12 protein-coding genes are annotated in these 15,901 nt (G+C 56.7%); 8 read left to right on the forward strand and 4 right to left on the reverse strand.

The window, feature by feature from the left end; genetic code table 11:
* The first annotated feature begins 10 nt into the window (after positions 1–10).
* The 5 genes from LCM31_RS14970 to radA all read left to right on the forward strand — a co-directional run bounded on the left by LCM31_RS14970 (position 11) and on the right by radA (position 7,544).
* Positions 11–430 (forward strand): hypothetical protein, encoded by a 420-nt coding sequence (locus LCM31_RS14970; RefSeq protein WP_224871413.1) that lies wholly within the window; start codon positions 11–13, stop codon positions 428–430.
* Positions 431–581: 151 nt separating this feature from the next.
* Positions 582–1,805, forward strand: coding sequence for a TolC family protein (locus LCM31_RS14975; RefSeq protein WP_224871415.1), 1,224 nt, complete (start codon positions 582–584; stop codon positions 1,803–1,805).
* Between the two features lie 14 nt (positions 1,806–1,819).
* Positions 1,820–2,884 (forward strand): efflux RND transporter periplasmic adaptor subunit, encoded by a 1,065-nt coding sequence (locus LCM31_RS14980; RefSeq protein WP_224871417.1) that lies wholly within the window; start codon positions 1,820–1,822, stop codon positions 2,882–2,884.
* Between the two features lie 10 nt (positions 2,885–2,894).
* A complete protein-coding gene (locus tag LCM31_RS14985; protein WP_224871419.1) occupies positions 2,895–6,044 on the forward strand; it encodes an efflux RND transporter permease subunit in 3,150 nt (1,049 codons plus the stop codon).
* Between the two features lie 105 nt (positions 6,045–6,149).
* On the forward strand, positions 6,150–7,544 hold the full coding sequence (gene radA, locus LCM31_RS14990) for a DNA repair protein RadA (RefSeq protein ID WP_224871421.1): 1,395 nt from the start codon (positions 6,150–6,152) through the stop codon (positions 7,542–7,544).
* Positions 7,545–7,579: 35 nt separating this feature from the next.
* Here radA and LCM31_RS14995 read toward each other — a convergent pair whose 3' ends face one another.
* From LCM31_RS14995 to LCM31_RS15010, 4 genes are all read right to left on the reverse strand, one after another.
* On the reverse strand, positions 7,580–7,957 hold the full coding sequence (locus LCM31_RS14995; RefSeq protein WP_224871423.1) for a hypothetical protein: 378 nt from the start codon (positions 7,955–7,957) through the stop codon (positions 7,580–7,582).
* A 167-nt stretch (positions 7,958–8,124) separates the two neighbouring features.
* Positions 8,125–8,502, reverse strand: a complete 378-nt coding sequence (locus LCM31_RS15000; protein ID WP_224871425.1) for a hypothetical protein — start codon at positions 8,500–8,502, stop codon at positions 8,125–8,127.
* Positions 8,503–8,504: 2 nt separating this feature from the next.
* Positions 8,505–9,476: a hypothetical protein gene (locus LCM31_RS15005; RefSeq protein WP_224871427.1), complete on the reverse strand. Its 972-nt coding sequence runs from the start codon at positions 9,474–9,476 to the stop codon at positions 8,505–8,507.
* Positions 9,477–9,623: 147 nt separating this feature from the next.
* Positions 9,624–11,069: a coniferyl aldehyde dehydrogenase gene (locus LCM31_RS15010; protein ID WP_224871429.1), complete on the reverse strand. Its 1,446-nt coding sequence runs from the start codon at positions 11,067–11,069 to the stop codon at positions 9,624–9,626.
* Positions 11,070–11,455: 386 nt separating this feature from the next.
* Between LCM31_RS15010 and LCM31_RS15015 the strand changes: the two genes are divergently transcribed.
* From LCM31_RS15015 to LCM31_RS15025, 3 genes are read left to right on the forward strand one after another with little or no spacing between them, the layout of a single operon-like run.
* Entirely contained in the window at positions 11,456–12,556 is a 1,101-nt protein-coding gene (locus LCM31_RS15015; protein WP_263601147.1) for an ABC transporter ATP-binding protein, read from the forward strand.
* A complete protein-coding gene (locus LCM31_RS15020) occupies positions 12,550–14,814 on the forward strand; it encodes an extracellular solute-binding protein (protein ID WP_224871431.1) in 2,265 nt (754 codons plus the stop codon). The genes LCM31_RS15015 and LCM31_RS15020 overlap by 7 nt, the downstream gene beginning before the upstream one ends.
* Positions 14,811–15,731 carry a sugar ABC transporter permease gene (locus LCM31_RS15025; protein ID WP_224871433.1) on the forward strand — a complete coding sequence of 307 codons (921 nt, stop codon included), beginning with the start codon at positions 14,811–14,813 and terminating at the stop codon, positions 15,729–15,731. The genes LCM31_RS15020 and LCM31_RS15025 overlap by 4 nt, the downstream gene beginning before the upstream one ends.
* The last annotated feature ends 170 nt before the right edge of the window (positions 15,732–15,901 follow it).

Consider the following 15,901-nt stretch of genomic DNA (forward strand, 5'->3'; position numbering starts at 1 on the left):
GATGCCGAACATGAGCGCCGCCAAACTACTGGGTGTTTTGCTGATGGCACTGCTGGTATTTCAGCAGGCCACGGCGTGCTATGACGGTCACGAAGTTGCCGGTGGGTCCACGGGTGCCACTGCCGAGATTGCGCTCAATCTGAACAACGCCCCCTCTGAATCAACTACCGCTAATGCGGCGGAAGTCACAGCGACGCCAGATTGTTGTGATACCACTTCACAACAAACGCTGGCCTCTGAGGCCAATACGTTTGTCGAACTTGAGCAAGGCTGTAACCACTGTTGCCACTGCCATGCCAGCACGTCCCTCTGCCTTCCTGCGGCTCCGCATGAGCAGTGGGCGGCCTCGCACAAACAGTGGTTTAATGAAGTCGAATTCGATATCCCGCAAGACACAATTTCCGGTCTGTATCGCCCTCCCATTGCCTGAATAAATTGAATTATTGCGCGTTTGCGTGACGTGCGTACCTGTCAATTTTTCGGGAACTACCACTATGTTTTGTTGTTTGACGCCGCATGCAAGGCGTCTTCTTTCCGCCGTGCGCGCGGGGCTTGCGTGTGCCCTGCTCGGCGGGAGTGTTTTGCCTAACACCGCTCTGGCAGCAGCGCCTACTGCGCCACCCTTGTCGCTATCGGAAGCGATGGCGCGCACCCTTGCGCGTAACCCTGCGCTCGAGGTCTTTGCATTTCGTCAGCAGGCGCTGGATGGCAGGGCGATAACCGCCAACCTGCGTCCGGTGCTCAGTCTGGATGCCGAGTTGGAAAATTTCGCCGGCACCGATGGAGCCGATAACACGGAACTCACCGTAGCGTTGTCGTCTGTTATTGAGCTTGGTGGCAAGCGTGAAGCGCGCTCGGAACTGGTGAATAGCGAGCGTTTGTTGCTGGATGCTGACCGTCAGATTGCGGCACTGGATTTGCTGGGTGAAGTCACTCGGCGCTATGTGCAGGTATTGGCTGCCGCAGAAAGCGTTACCCTTGCGGGCGATGCAATGCGACTGGCACTGGATACTTTGCAGGTGGTACGCGCACGGGTGGCCGCCGGCGGTGCGCCGATGGCGGAGCAGCGCCGCGCACAAGCGACCTATACGGGTGCCGAGTTACGGTACCGGTTGTCGCAACAGCAGCTGCTGGTGGCAGAACGCTCGCTGGCAGCGATGTGGGGCGATCTCGACGCTGATTTTTCGATTTCCGGTGGTCAACTGTATCGAATACAAACCATCGATGATTTCGAAGACTACTTCGCCCGTGCCCTGGAAAACCCGTTGATTACCCGCTTTGCCAGTGAGGCGCGCGTGCAACAGTCCCAGTTGCGCCTGGCACAGAGCCAAACCAAAGCGGATGTTGGCTGGGCGCTGGGGGTGCGCGGTAGCAATGAAACCGACAGCACCTCGCTGGTTGCCGGCATACAACTTCCTCTTTTCAGTGGCGCTCGCGCACAGGGAGAAATTCAGCGGGCACACGCTGCGCTTGGAGAGGTCACAGCGCGGGAAGAGCGCGCGCGTCTGAACTTACACACACAACTCTATCGAGCCTTTGCCGCCCATAAGCAGGCGGCCCTCGCGGTAAGCCAATTGCGTACGGAAATTATCCCAATCCTGAGCCGCGCTCTGGAAGAAACCGAAGCGCTCTACCGTGCCGGTGGCTACCGCTACCAGGAATGGGTTGCTGCACGTGAAGAACTGCTTGAAGCCCGGTGGAAGCTGATTGAAGAGGCGACGCGAGGGTTGTTAGCCGGTGCCGAGCTGGAACAGCTGACGGCTGCCCCGCTGGTATTTGAAGCAACGCCCACATCGCAAGAATAGAATTAGGTATCCCAATGTTTGCAAATAATTCACTCCATACAACCTTGCTATCTGTAAGCGTTGTTTTTCCAAGGATTTCAATTCCGTTTTTCTGTCGGGGCTTTTTATTGGTTGTGCTATTAGTTGTGTTATCGGCTGTGCTGGCGATAGCGGGACTTGGTGGAAGCGCTTATGCCGGTGAGGACGATCATCAGGGTGATCCCCATGAGCACCAGCATGATTCAGAACATGGTCATCAAGACAAGCAAGAAGACGAACATCATCACGAAGAAAATACCTTGGCGCTGACCGATGAGGCGCTTGCGCATGCCGCATTGACGATAGCGTCCGCAGGCCCGGTAGAAATCGCACGGCAAGTTACCTTGCACGGAAAGCTCCAACCGGAGCCGACGTCGGTGAGTCATTTGCGTGCACGCTATCCGGGTGTGATTTCATCGGTCAATGTGCATATTGGTGCGTTAGTGAAAAAAGGCCAGGTGTTGGCCACGATCAATTCCAACGAAAGTCTGCAGGAATATCAGCTACGTGCGCCGTTTGATGGAATGGTGATTGCGAAGCACGCGGGCCCCGGAGAGTTTGCCCGCGATCAGGTTCTATTTGCGGTCGCAGACTACGCACAGCTGTGGGCGGAACTACAAGTATTTCCGGCACGCATTGCGCAGGTTCGGCCGGGGCAGGCAGTTACAGTGACGGCTGGGGACCAATCAGCGATCGGCGCTGTTCGCAGCTTGGTGCCAGCGGATAACGGGGCTCCATACAGTCGCGCCCGCGTTGCGGTGGATAACCAAAATGGAAGCTGGGTGCCGGGCATCTTTGTGCAGGGGACGGTTACGGTTGGGAAAGAAGCGACGGAAATTGCCGTTGATAACCGCGCATTGCAGGAGCTTGGCGGCGCTATGGTGGTGTTTGTACAGATCGCTCCGGGGCGGTTTGAGGCAAGGCCGGTAGCACTCGGGGTGCGCGACAACCAGCATACGGAAGTGCTCTCGGGCCTCAACGCTGCAGAAGAGTATGTAGTGGAAAACAGTTTTCTACTGAAGGCGGAGCTTAAGAAGTCTGCTGCCGGCCACGCGCATTGAGGAAGTTGCAATGATTGAATCCTTTTTGCGTTTTTCGATTGAACGCCGCTTTCTGGTATTGAGTGCCAGTTTGGTTATCGTGGTACTCGGGCTCTGGAGTGTGCAGCGCCTGCCCGTGGATGCGGTGCCCGATATCACTAATGTCCAAGTACAGATTCTCACTGAGACACCCGGCTATTCGCCGCTGGAATCCGAGCAGCGAGTGACGTTTCCAGTGGAAACCGCACTGGCTGGCATGCCGAACCTGGAATACACGCGCAGTCTTTCTCGCTATGGACTGTCGCAGGTTACCGCCGTGTTTCGCGATGGTACGGACATCTATTTTGCACGCAACTTGATTGCTAGTGCCTTGGCTTCACTGCGGAGTGACCTGCCCCCGGGGCTGGAGCCCAAAATGGGGCCGATTGCCACCGGCCTCGGCGAAATTTTCCTGTATACCGTGCGTGCCGAACCGGGCGCTTTGCAACCGGATGGGCGTCCATACGACAGTACCGCATTGCGCGAAATACAGGACTGGATCATCAAGCCGCAACTGGCGCGGGTACCCGGTGTTGCGGAAGTGAATGCAGTGGGTGGATTCCGCAAACAATTCCACGTGACGCCAGATCCACGAAAACTGCTGACGTTCGGCGTCACGATGGAGGAGGTGGTCGCGGCGCTGCAACGCAATAACCAGCACCGTGGCGCGGGCTTTGTGGAGCGTGGTGGTGAGCAAGTGCTCGTGCGGTCACCGGGCCAGTTGCAGGGTATCGAGGATATTGAGCGTGTAGTCGTGAAGCCCTCGATGAGTAGCGCAGAGCTGGCCTCTCCAATCACCATCAGTGATATCGCCCAGGTCGCCATTGGTCGGGAGTTGCGTACCGGTGCCGCGACCGAAAATGGTCGTGAGACGGTACTTGGCACCACAATGATGTTGCTGGGAGAAAACTCCCGAGCGGTGGCAGCAAACCTGGCGAGGGCGCTGGAAAAAGCACAGTCATCACTACCAGAGGGAGTGATTGCTGAACCGGTATATGACCGCACCAACCTGGTGGATAGCGCTATTGCCACCGTACAGAAAAATCTTCTCGAAGGTGCGTTGCTGGTTATTGCTGTGCTTTTTGTAATGCTCGTTAATTTCCGCGCGGCACTGATTACCGCCGCGGTGATTCCACTGGCGATGTTGGCTACCCTGACCGGCATGCTGGGAACGGGTATTTCGGCCAACTTGATGAGTCTTGGTGCACTGGACTTTGGCCTGATTGTGGACGGGGCGGTGATTATCGTGGAAAACACCGTACGCCGTTTGGCGCAGGCAAATCATGGGCGGGGTACACCATTATCCTTGCAGCAGCGGCTACACGTGGTGTTCACCGCGACCAATGAAGTGATTCGACCCAGCCTGTTCGGGGTACTAATCATTACGCTGGTATATATCCCTCTATTTTCCCTTACCGGTGTTGAGGGGAAAATGTTTCACCCGATGGCGGCTACCGTGGTAATGGCGTTGCTCGCGGCAATGGTGTTTTGTTTTACTTTGGTACCTGCGGCACTAGCGACTTTTTTGCGTGGCCCTATTCGCGAAACAGAAAACCCGGTAGTACGTGGTGCGAAAAGCCTATACCGGCCGATACTTCAGGCAGCGATGCAGTTGCGTTGGCTGGTACTATCCATAGCGCTATCGCTGGTGTTGTTTTGTGGCTGGCTGGCAACAACCCTTGGCTCCGAGTTCGTGCCGCAACTCAATGAAGGTGATATCGCCACGCACGCGTTGCGTGTGCCGGGTACAGGGCTAGAGCAATCCGTGGCGATGCAAAAGCAACTGGAGGAAGCTCTGGCGACGGAGCCGGAAATTGCACGTGTATTTTCGCGTATTGGCACTTCGGAAGTGGCGACAGATCCGATGCCACCCAATGTTTCCGACACCTTTATTATTCTCAAGCCCAAATCAGAGTGGCCCGACTCCAAGCTCACCCGGGATGCATTGATCCAACGCCTGCAGCAAACGATCGAGTCGGTACCGGGTAACAACTATGAATTTACCCAACCGATTCAGATGCGCTTTAACGAACTGATCTCCGGTGTACGTGCGGACGTTGCAATCAAGGTGTTTGGGGATGACTTAGCGCAGTTGCGCCGTTCGGCCAAGGACATTCTTGCCGTCGTTAATCGTGTTCGCGGAGCGTCAGATGTGCGGGTTGAGCAGGTGGATACATTGCCGGTGCTGTCCATCGAACCCAGGCGAATTGCCCTGGCGCAGTATGGGCTGGATGTACAGGCGCTGCAGGACTATGTGTCTACCGCGATCGGCGGGAGCAGGGCCGGCCTCATGTATTCTGGCGATCGTCGCTTTGACCTTGTGGTGCGCCTGCCGGAACCATTGCGTGAGGAAACCGAGGCCTTTGGGTCTTTACCGGTGGGCTTGCCCGGTGGTGGTTTCGTACCTCTGGAAGAAATTGCGCAAATCCGCTGGCTGCAAGCACCCGCACAGGTTAGCCGCGAAAATGGCAAGCGCAGAGTGGTGGTCACTGCAAATGTACGTGGTCGCGACCTGGGGTCATTTGTTGAGGAAGTACAGCAAAATGTGGCCAATGCAGTGACGCTGCCGGCAGGCTATTGGCTGGATTATGGCGGTACCTTTGAGCAACTAAAGTCTGCAGGCAAGCGACTTTCGTTTGTGGTGCCGATGACCCTGTTGATGATTTTACTCTTGCTCATGCTGGCATTTGGCAGTCTGAAAGATGCACTGATTATTTTTACCGGTGTGCCACTGGCGCTGACCGGCGGTGTGTTGGCCTTATGGCTGCGAGATATGCCACTGTCGATCTCTGCCGGAGTGGGCTTTATTGCGCTTTCCGGTGTGGCGGTGCTGAATGGCCTGGTGATGTTGTCGTTTATTCGCGAGCGCTGGCGCGAGAGCGGTGAGCTGTATACGTCCATTGTAGACGGTGCCATGTTGCGTCTGCGTCCGGTGTTGATGACTGCGCTGGTCGCGAGTCTCGGATTTGTACCTATGGCCCTGAATACCGGCACTGGTGCGGAAGTTCAGCGTCCACTGGCAACGGTAGTGATTGGTGGTGTCATTTCCTCGACACTGCTGACGCTGGTGGTACTGCCGGTGCTGTACCAGTGGGTTCACGGTCGTGTCCGTGAGTTTTCCTCAGCGGCGGTCGAAGGGTAGAATCTTCTGCGGTTCGGGATTATCGGTTCAAAAGAGCAGTAATTCCGAATCGCTCCCAAGCCGCACGAACGTACCTTTACTCATACCAGATGCACGAGGTTTACCTTGGCGAAGAAATCCAAAACCGCTTTTGTCTGTAATGAATGCGGAGCCGACTACAGTAAATGGGCGGGGCAGTGCGGTGCCTGCGGGGCCTGGAATAGCCTCAGCGAAGTGCGCCTTGGCCCAGAGCACACCGACAGTCGCGCGGCCAATTTTACCGGCGCCCAGTCGGGTTACGCTGGTGCAGCGGGTCAGGGCAAGGTACAGAAGCTTTCCGAAATTGATCTCAGCGAATTACCGCGCATACCCACCAACGCCAGTGAGCTGGATCGCGTGCTGGGCGGTGGCCTGGTGCCCGGATCGGTGGTGCTGATTGGCGGCCATCCCGGTGCGGGCAAGTCCACGGTACTGCTGCAGACCCTTTGCCATCTCTCGCAAAGCTTGCCTGCTCTATATGTAACCGGTGAGGAATCCCTGCAGCAGGTCGCCATGCGTGCGAAGCGCCTGGGGCTGCCTGCAGATCACCTGCAGATGCTGTCGGAAACCAATGTCGAACAGATCTGCCTCACCGCTGGTGAAGTGAAACCGAAGGTGATGGTGGTCGATTCGATCCAGGTCATGCACATGGCCGAGGTGCAATCCGCCCCTGGCTCGGTGGCGCAGGTGCGGGAAAGCGCAGCCTATTTAACGCGCTTTGCCAAACAGACAGGTACTGCGCTCATTCTCGTCGGCCACGTCACCAAAGACGGTACCCTCGCCGGCCCGAAGGTGCTGGAGCATATTATCGACTGCTCCATCATGCTCGAGGGCACCCATGATTCTCGCTTCCGCACCCTGCGCGCGCACAAAAATCGTTTCGGTGCGGTGAATGAGCTTGGCGTATTTGCCATGACCGAGCAGGGTTTGAAAGAAGTCTCCAACCCGTCCGCGATTTTCCTGCAGCGTGCCGATGAAATCGCTGCGGGCTCGGTGGTTACTTCTGTTTGGGAAGGCACTCGCCCGCTGCTGGTAGAGCTGCAAGCGCTCGTGGACGATAGCAGTCTCGGCAACCCGCGCCGGGTCGCGGTGGGGCTCGATCAGAACCGCTTGAATATGCTGCTTGCGGTTCTACACCGGCACGGCGGCGTGCTGATTGGCGATCAGGATGTGTTTATCAACGTGGTGGGTGGCGTAAAGGTAATGGAAACCAGTGCTGACCTCACCCTGTTGATGGCCGTGGTCTCCAGCTTTCGCAACCGTACCCTCGACCGGGACCTGATGATTTTTGGCGAAGTAGGTCTCGCCGGTGAAATTCGCCCGGTACCTTCAGGCCAAGAACGCCTGCGTGAAGCCGCCAAACACGGTTTCCGCAAGGCCATTGTGCCTGCGGCGAATCGTCTTAAGGATGATATCGAGGGGATGCAGGTCATTCCAGTGAAGACGCTTTCTGAAGCGTTGAATGCGCTGGATATGGGGTAATAATTATTTTGAAACGTGAACGGTTGGAAGTGAACTTAATCTGCGAGTATCCCTAGCTCATTTAGTGAGATAAGAATAAGCATGCAGCAACCGGACCCCATAAATATCCAAAAAAATACGATAGCCAGAACCTTGTCGAATCTATTAGTATGTTCAGAAATAAGTTCCGAATTTGCGTGAAGAAATGACAGCTGGCTATTTTCGAGAATTTTGTGAATTCTTCGCGGTGTTGCCAATGCCTGGGCAACATTTAAAATGTCCCAGCCGCTAGCAAACTCCAGACCTAGAGCATGTTTTGTTTTCGGGTTTTTTCTTAACTTTCTTACAGTGATCTGCCCGAATATAACGTATAACAATAAGCCGAAGAACATTGCAGCAACACTGCAACCAAAAAGAAAATGGAATGTGCTCATGTCCAATTGATTGTCTTCAGTGCTCGGGCATGGAGCTTATAGAGGATGTGCCGATGATGGCTAATCGTTCGGTCAGGCTTTCCACCTGATTCTCGGCAAGCACACTGTTGGAAATTTTGAGCGAGGCTGATTCTATAGGTTTGATCATCGCGCACGTTCTCATAAGACTAATTCGCAAAAAGACCAATGGATTTGAGTAGGGCCAGTAATGCCATACTGAGGCCGGAAATCATAAGCGGCCAGAAAAACAGAATTGCTAGGATTCTGTCGAGTTTGTTTGTATGTTTCTTCAGTAATTCCGAGTTGGCGTGAAGAAATGATACGGGGCTATTTTCCAGCATCTTGTGCGCTCTTTGCGGAGTCGCGAGCGCTTGAGCAATGTTTAGAATGTTCCAGCCGCTCATAAATTCCATTCCCAAGTGCCGACTTACCTCAGGATTTTTGCGGAGCTTTCTAGCCGTTACCTGACCAAAAATCACAAAAAGAATACAGCTAAAAAATCCGGGGATGAAAGCAATGCCAAGAAGAGCCGAAAACGTATTCATGATTATTTCAAAGTGCTCATTATCAAGTCGTACCAGCTACCACCGCTCTCTTGAACAAGACTATTCATGGCAATGGAGGATCCGGCAGATACTGCAACGACCGCAATACCGCCAATTAGTAAACCTACCCATCCTACCGGTGTCGCGACCATAAGAAGTCCAAGAGCCGCGGCGCCAGCTTTTGCCGTCGCGATTCCAGTTATTGCACTAGCGGTAAAGCTGCTGGATTCAATAAATAGATCCCTCTCCCAATGCCCCCCGGTCCTGTAGCTATTGCGTACATTCCCTACACGAGTACCAAAATCAATCACCGCCAATCCATTTCCCAGTAACTTAGTGTACTGGCTAAATCGTACCAGCTTATGCGCCTCGATCTCATTTGCGAAATGTAGCTTGGCTGCATTGCGGCTGCTGCGGGCGATATTGATACCGCGTTCTGGGTTGGTTAGCGGAATGCCGCGGCGGGCGCTAATGTGGTTGGTGGTAGCGTGAAGTTCTGCGCGGAACTGAGCCTGCATACGCTGGAAAGTACGGTGAGCCTGCTGTTTGAGCTGTCGGTGATTGGAGGCGTTGCCGAGCTTGGCATCGCGATAAGTCAGTAGAGCAACCTGATACTCTTTTACCGATTTCGCAAACCCGCTGATACGTTCGCCATAAACACTGGTCGAAGCACCGGTAAGGGCGATGTTGTAGTCCTTGAGTTGCTCCATCATTGCCGCAATGGCAACAGTGTTGTCCTCCCCAAAGGTGAGGGATAGCTCAGTGACGGGGCGCGCTACTTGCGGCGGTGAAAGCAGGGTTTGTATGCGCCTGCCCTGCGCGCTGCTGTGCCCGTTGAGCAGGTAGGGCGTATTGGCCTTGGCAAATGCAGGGCTCGGGCAGTGTGGTGCCGAGAGTTGTTGGAGATTGATGTTACACGCTTGTTGAATGGCGGGCGAGGTCAGATCTCTGTTGCACAGAAGTACACTGCTCACTTTCAAATCCTTTTGAAATACACGCGGTATGGCGAGAGGATTCTAACGGCGTTGTTTTCCGGGCGAAACAAGAATTAGTGGAGCAAAAGTACCAGTTGGAAAAAGTAGGGGCGCTGGAAGCGCCCCTTTGTCTTCGAATCAATATAGTTACTTGGTTAACCGCAGCATCACCTGCATCATCTTTTTCGCCACATTGCCGTAGGGCGGCATCAGCAGCTTCAGCGGGTCCAGTGGGCCCTGGTAGAACACCGGGCGCAGTTTGGAGAAGGTGAGGAAGCCTTCGTAGCCGTGGTAGTGACCCATGCCGCTCTCGCCCACGCCGCCGAAGGGAATATCGTGCTGACCTACATGCAGCACCGCGTTGTTTACACTGACGCCGCCGGACATCACGTGGTCGATATAGTAATCGCGCAGCCCTTTGTCGTTGGTGAACGGGTAAATCGCCAGTGGACGGTCGCCGCCATTGATATAGCTGGCCACTTCCTCGCGGTTTTTGTAGGTCTTGATTGGCAATAGCGGGCCAAAGATTTCCCGTTTCATCACGTCCATCTCTTCATCGACGTTGATCAGCAGGTGCGCGGGGAATTTTTTCAGCGGGTCATCCCGTCGGCCCTGGCCTTCGGTCAGGTCAATCGCGGTGGCCCCTTTCGTGGTGGCATCATCGAGCGTTTGCCAGATGCGCTGGAAGGAGCGCTCGTCGATGACCGAGGTGTAATCCGGGTGCTGGATATCCGGGTAGCGCTTCTTGAATACCTGCTTGGCCTTCTCGACAAAGGCATCCACCTTGTCTTCCGGCAGCAGCAGGTAATCGACCGTGGTGCAGATTTGGCCGGCGTTGAACAGTTTCCAGAACAGTACCCGTTCAACCGCGGTGTCAGTGCTGTAATCGGGGCCCACGATGGCGGGTGACTTGCCACCCAGTTCCAGGGTAACCGGGGTCAGGTTGGCTGCGGCCGCTGCCATTACCTTGCGGCCGGTGGTGCCGGAGCCGGTAAAGATCAGGTGGTCAAATTTGAGTGTGGAAAATTCGATGCCTACACCGCCGGTTTCCTCCAGGAAGACCAGCTTGTCCGCCGGGAAGTAGTCGCCAGTGATGCGCTGTAGCAACGCGGTGAGGTTGCGGGAATTCTCCGACATTTTCACCATGGCGCGGTTGCCGGCGGCAAAGATGTTGATCAGCGGCCCGAAGGACAGGTTGATCGGGAAGTTCCACGGTACGATCACGCCCACCACGCCCAGCGGCTGCGGAATCACCTTGGTGGAAGAGGTCGGGAATGCGGTGAAGTCGATGTGGCGGCGCTGCGGCTTCATCCATTTTTTGAGCCGCTTTTTGGTGTCCTTGATGGAATCCAGCGAGGGGAAAACTTCGGCGAACAGGGTCTCTTGGTGTGAGCGGTTGCCGTAGTCGGCGCTCACTGCCTGAACCAACTCATCCTGGTGGTCGCGGATCATGCGCGCGAGGGCGTTGAGGTCGTTGATACGCTCTTCGCGGCTGGGCGCGGGATTGGCGAGGTAGGCCTGGCGCTGGCTGTCCAGCAGGGATTGCAGGCTGCTGGTCTGTTGATTTTCGATGGCTTCGGCGATCTCGGTCATGCTTGTGGCTCGACTGGATTTGGTTATTGAAATAGTTCCGATCTGGGTTCGATTGTACGGAAGTATGCTTCCTTACTTAGGGATATTGCGGACGGATTTCGAAAATACGAGGGATTGTGCCACCGAAATTACTCGTTGGCTGCATGACGGACTCTCAACACTCGAGTGACTGATTGGTCTTGCTCACGTCATCCTGGCGGAGAAGTTGTCCGCTGGAGGCTGTTTCTGGGGCAGAAGAACAGCAAAAACGGGGTGGTCCATCGGCGCTACGAACCAGAAGACGTGGGCGCTATTCTCAGGCACAATCGATGTCAGGTAGACGGAACTGCCATCCATAAAAAGACAATAATAAATAGGAGTGGCGACGATGAGAGAGGCCCGAGCCATTGGCCAATATTGAGTTCCGCGGTGTCAGCAAGCGCTACGACGACGGTCCAGCGACGGTGCCGGGGCTTGACCTGGAAATCCGCGATGGCGAATTCATGGTGTTGGTCGGTCCCTCCGGCTGTGGCAAGTCCACCACTCTGCGGATGATCGCCGGGCTCGAATCGATTTCTTCCGGCGATTTATATATTGGCGGTCATCGGGTCAACGACCTTCCCCCCAAAGACCGGGACATCGCCATGGTGTTCCAGAACTACGCCCTCTACCCGCATATGAGCGTGTTCGAGAACATGGCGTTTGGCCTGCGCGTACGCAATTTCCCCAAACTCGGCATCGAAAGGCGGGTGCGGGAAGCCGCGGAAACGCTCGGGCTTTCCGACTTACTGCACCGCAAACCAGGACAGTTGTCCGGTGGCCAGAATCAGCGCGTGGCGCTGGGGCGGGCCATGGTACGCGACCCGCAGGTGTTCCTGTTCGACGAGCCCCTGTCCAACCTGGATGCAGAGCTGCGCGTGCAAATGCGTGGCGTGATTCATCGCCTGCACCACCAGCTGGGTACCACCTCGGTCTACGTCACCCACGACCAGGTGGAAGCCATGACCCTCGGCACCCGCATCGCCATTTTGAATGGTGGTGAATTGATGCAGGTGGGCACCCCGCTGGAACTGTACAACGACCCGGACAATACCTTCGTCGCCGGCTTTATGGGCTCGCCGCCGATGAACCTGCTGCAGGTGGTGAACGATGGCCGGCAACTGAGTTGCGACCTGCTCACGCTGCCGCACGCGCAGCTGCAGGGGCTCAACCGGGAACTGTTGCTGGGGCTGCGCCCGGAGAAACTGGTGTATGCCTCCAGCGCACCCGCCAACTGGCCGCGGCTTACCGGGAATATCGAACTGGTGGAGAGCCTGGGGGCGGAAATGCTGGTGCATCTGCGCGTCGGTTCTGCGCAGCTGGTGGCGCGATTGGCCGGGCTGCGCGCTTTCTCCCTCGGCGATGCACTCGAACTCGCCTTTGACCCTGCGGCGCTTTATCTGTTTGACGGCGCCAGCCAACAGCGTATCCGCGCAGGGAGCGCTAAAGCCGGAGTGAGTCAGTGCTGAAGCGGCGGGGCGCACAGTACTTTATGTTTCTATTGCGGCTGCTTGTGCTGCTGATGCTCGCCGGTAAGGTTTACGCGCTGGAAACCCTGTCCCTGTGGCACGGTTACCGAGGTGCAGAACGCGCTGCCTTTGAACGGCTTGTCGAGGACTTCAACCGCAGCCAGAGCGAGATACAAGTGAATGCCCTGGCGGTGCCCTTTGGTGGTTACGCCGATAAATTGTCTGCGGCCCTGCCGCGCGGGCAGGGCCCGGATCTGTTTGTCTTTGCGCACGACCGCTTGGGTGGCTGGGCCAGTGCCGGGCACACGGTCGCCCCCATTGATCGCTATGTCAGTGAGCGCTTGCGCCAGCGCTTCCCGGCCAACTTGGTCGACGCGATGACGTTCGCGGGTGAGCTATACGGCCTGCCGTTGGCATTCAAAAGCCCGGCGCTGATTCTCAATACCGACCTGGTGGCAAGTGCCCCCGCGACGACCGACGAAATGGTGGCTATCGCCCGCCAACACACCGATCGCAATGCCGGGCGTTTCGGCCTCGCGTATATGTATACCGAGCCGTTTTTCCACGGCATGCTGATGAACAGCTTCGGTTCGGGGCCCTTCAGCCGCGGCGGAAGTCTGGCCCTGGGTAGCCCGGGCAATATCGCCTCGGTAGAAATGCTTGCGCGCTGGGCGCGCGCAGAGCGCATTCTGCCGGAAGAGCCCAGCAGTACCCTGGTCTCGAGCCTGTTCAATCAGGGGCGCGCGGCCATGGTGATCAGTGGCCCCTGGATGCTCGGAGAAATTGATTCCCGAGTAAATTATCGTGTGGTGCCGCTGCCGGTGAACAGTGCAAGCGGCCGGCCGCTGGCCCCCTGGATGGCGGTGGAAGGAGTGTTCCTCTCTTCGCGCGCGACGAATCCGGCGGCGGCAGTGGCCGTCATGGAATACCTTACCCGTCGCCATTCTGCTGAACGGATGGCCATTCAAGGCGGCCAGCTGCCAGCCAACACCCTGGCCTTCGCGCACCCGCGTATCGCCACCGACGATACCGCCATGGCGTTTCTGCGGCAGCTGGAAGTGGCGGTGCCGACGCCCAATCTTCCTGCCATGACCGTGGTGTGGGTGCCACTCAAAAACCTGCTGAAGAAAGTGGTCAAGGGCGCCGCGCAACCGGAAGCCGAAATGCATTTGCTGCAGCGCCAGTTGCAGGGCGATCTTGCGCGGCTCGAGCGCTCCCGGCAGCGCAGCGAGATTCCCCAGCAGATGCCCGCGTGGCTGTGGCTGATCCCGCTTGCGCTGGTGCTGGCGGCGCTGTGGGCCTGGGCGCGTTACCGACGGCGGTTGATGGCCACCTGGCATGCCAATCGCACGGCCTATCTGTACATCCTGCCCGCCATGCTCGGCATGCTCGTTCTGGTGTTCTTCCCACTGTTGTACGGGCTGATTCTGTCGTTTACCGATACCACGGTGTTCAACGAGCACACCCCGCTGTGGTCACGCTTTGTCGGCTTGGACAATTACGCCGCAATCCTTGGGGATTTCGACCTGTGGCGTGGGCAAGAGGGCGCGCGCAGCCTGGATTTTGACAATTTTTACTGGACCCTGCTAATCACCATTCTGTGGACCGCGAGCAATGTCATCCTCGCCGTGGGGCTGGCATTGATCATGGCGCTGGCGCTGGATAAACCGATTTTCGGGCGCAACGCCTTCCGCCTGCTGCTGATCCTGCCCTGGGCCATTCCCAACTATATTACCGCGCTGGTGTGGAAGGGCATGTTCCACCCGCAATTCGGGGTGATCAACCAGGGCCTACAGGTGCTGGGGGTGGCGCCGGTGGCCTGGTTTGATTCCATCGGTGCGAGCTTTTTCACCGGTGTGGTCACCAATGTGTGGTTGAGCATCCCGTTTATGATGGTGGTGATCCTCGGCGGCCTGCAGTCGATTCCGCGGGAGCTGTATGAGGTGGCCCGGGTAGAGGGCGCCGGGCGCTGGTTCCAGTTCCGCTCTATTACCCTGCCGTTGCTGAAGCCGGTGCTGATTCCGGCGGTGATCCTGTCGGTGGTGTGGACCTTTAATATGTTCAACGTGATCTACCTGGTGAGCGACGGGGCGCCCGCCGGGGCCAACGATATTCTGATCACCAAGGCGTTCCGTATCGGTTTTGAAAAGTACCAGTACGCCTATGCCGCCGCCTATTCGATTGTGATCCTCGCGCTGCTGTTCTGTTATGCTGTATGGCAGATGCGGATGAGTCGGACCATGGAGGTGGTGCGATGAACACCATGATTGAGCGGCTGCGCGAGGGCAGAACGGCGCCGGTGAAGCGGGTGCTGCGGGATATCTTCAGCTGGCGGTTCGCATTGCTGACGTTCTCTGCTCTTATCGTCGTCTACCCGTTACTGTGGGTGGTGAGTCTCGCCTTCTCCGGACAGCAGTCGCTGACTCTGGTGCAGTTGTCCCACGATGCCAGTCTCCGGCAGCAGTTGCTGGCCCTGATTCCGTTACCGGAGGTGTGGACCCTCGACAACTTCCGCGCAGTGCTGACCAAGCAGCCATTCCTGCGCTGGATCGGCAACAGCCTGGTGGTCGCCCTGGCAACCACGGTGGTGGGCCTGACTCTGAGTTGCACGGCCGCCTACGCTTTTTCCCGCTTTCGCTTCGCCGGGCGCCAGCGGGGGCTAACCCTGTTTCTGATCTCGCAGATGTTCCCCGCGGTACTGATGCTTATTCCTTTATATGTGATCGTGGTGCAGTGGTTGGGGCTGGGCAATTCCTGGCTCGGGCTGATACTGGTGTACGCCATCACCGCATTGCCGTTCTGCGTGTGGATGCTGAAGGGCTACTTCGACACCTTACCTTACGAGATTGAGGAGTCGGCACTGCTGGAAGGGGCGAGTCGCTGGACCATCTTTATCCGCATCATCCTGCCACTCGCACGTCCGGCCATTGCGGTCACCGGTCTCTTTGCGTTTATGACTGCCTGGAACGAATTCATCCTCGCCTCCATTTTTATGGACGACGAATCTCTTTACACTGTGCCTGTTGGGCTGCGCTTCTTCGTCAGCGACTACGCCTCCGAGTGGGGCTACTTTGCGGCGGGCTCCATCCTGGTGTCCCTACCGGTTATTTTGCTGTTCCTGTCACTGCAACGGTATTTGGTGTCGGGCTTGTCCGCGGGCGCGGTAAAAGGGTGACCGTCGCGTTCCCAAGTCCGTAGATGCCTGTGGCTGGTTGTTTTTTGATCTGTTTTCGTTATAATCCCCCCCTACCTTCTAACTGATTGATTTATAACGTTATTTTTGTTCCCGCTTTGCGATTTTCAAGGTGGGATAGTCCATTTTTCCCCAGTTTCCCAAGGTGGGAC

It is taken from the genome of Microbulbifer agarilyticus, from assembly GCF_020171345.1.
In the GTDB taxonomy this organism is placed as follows: domain Bacteria; phylum Pseudomonadota; class Gammaproteobacteria; order Pseudomonadales; family Cellvibrionaceae; genus Microbulbifer; species Microbulbifer agarilyticus_D.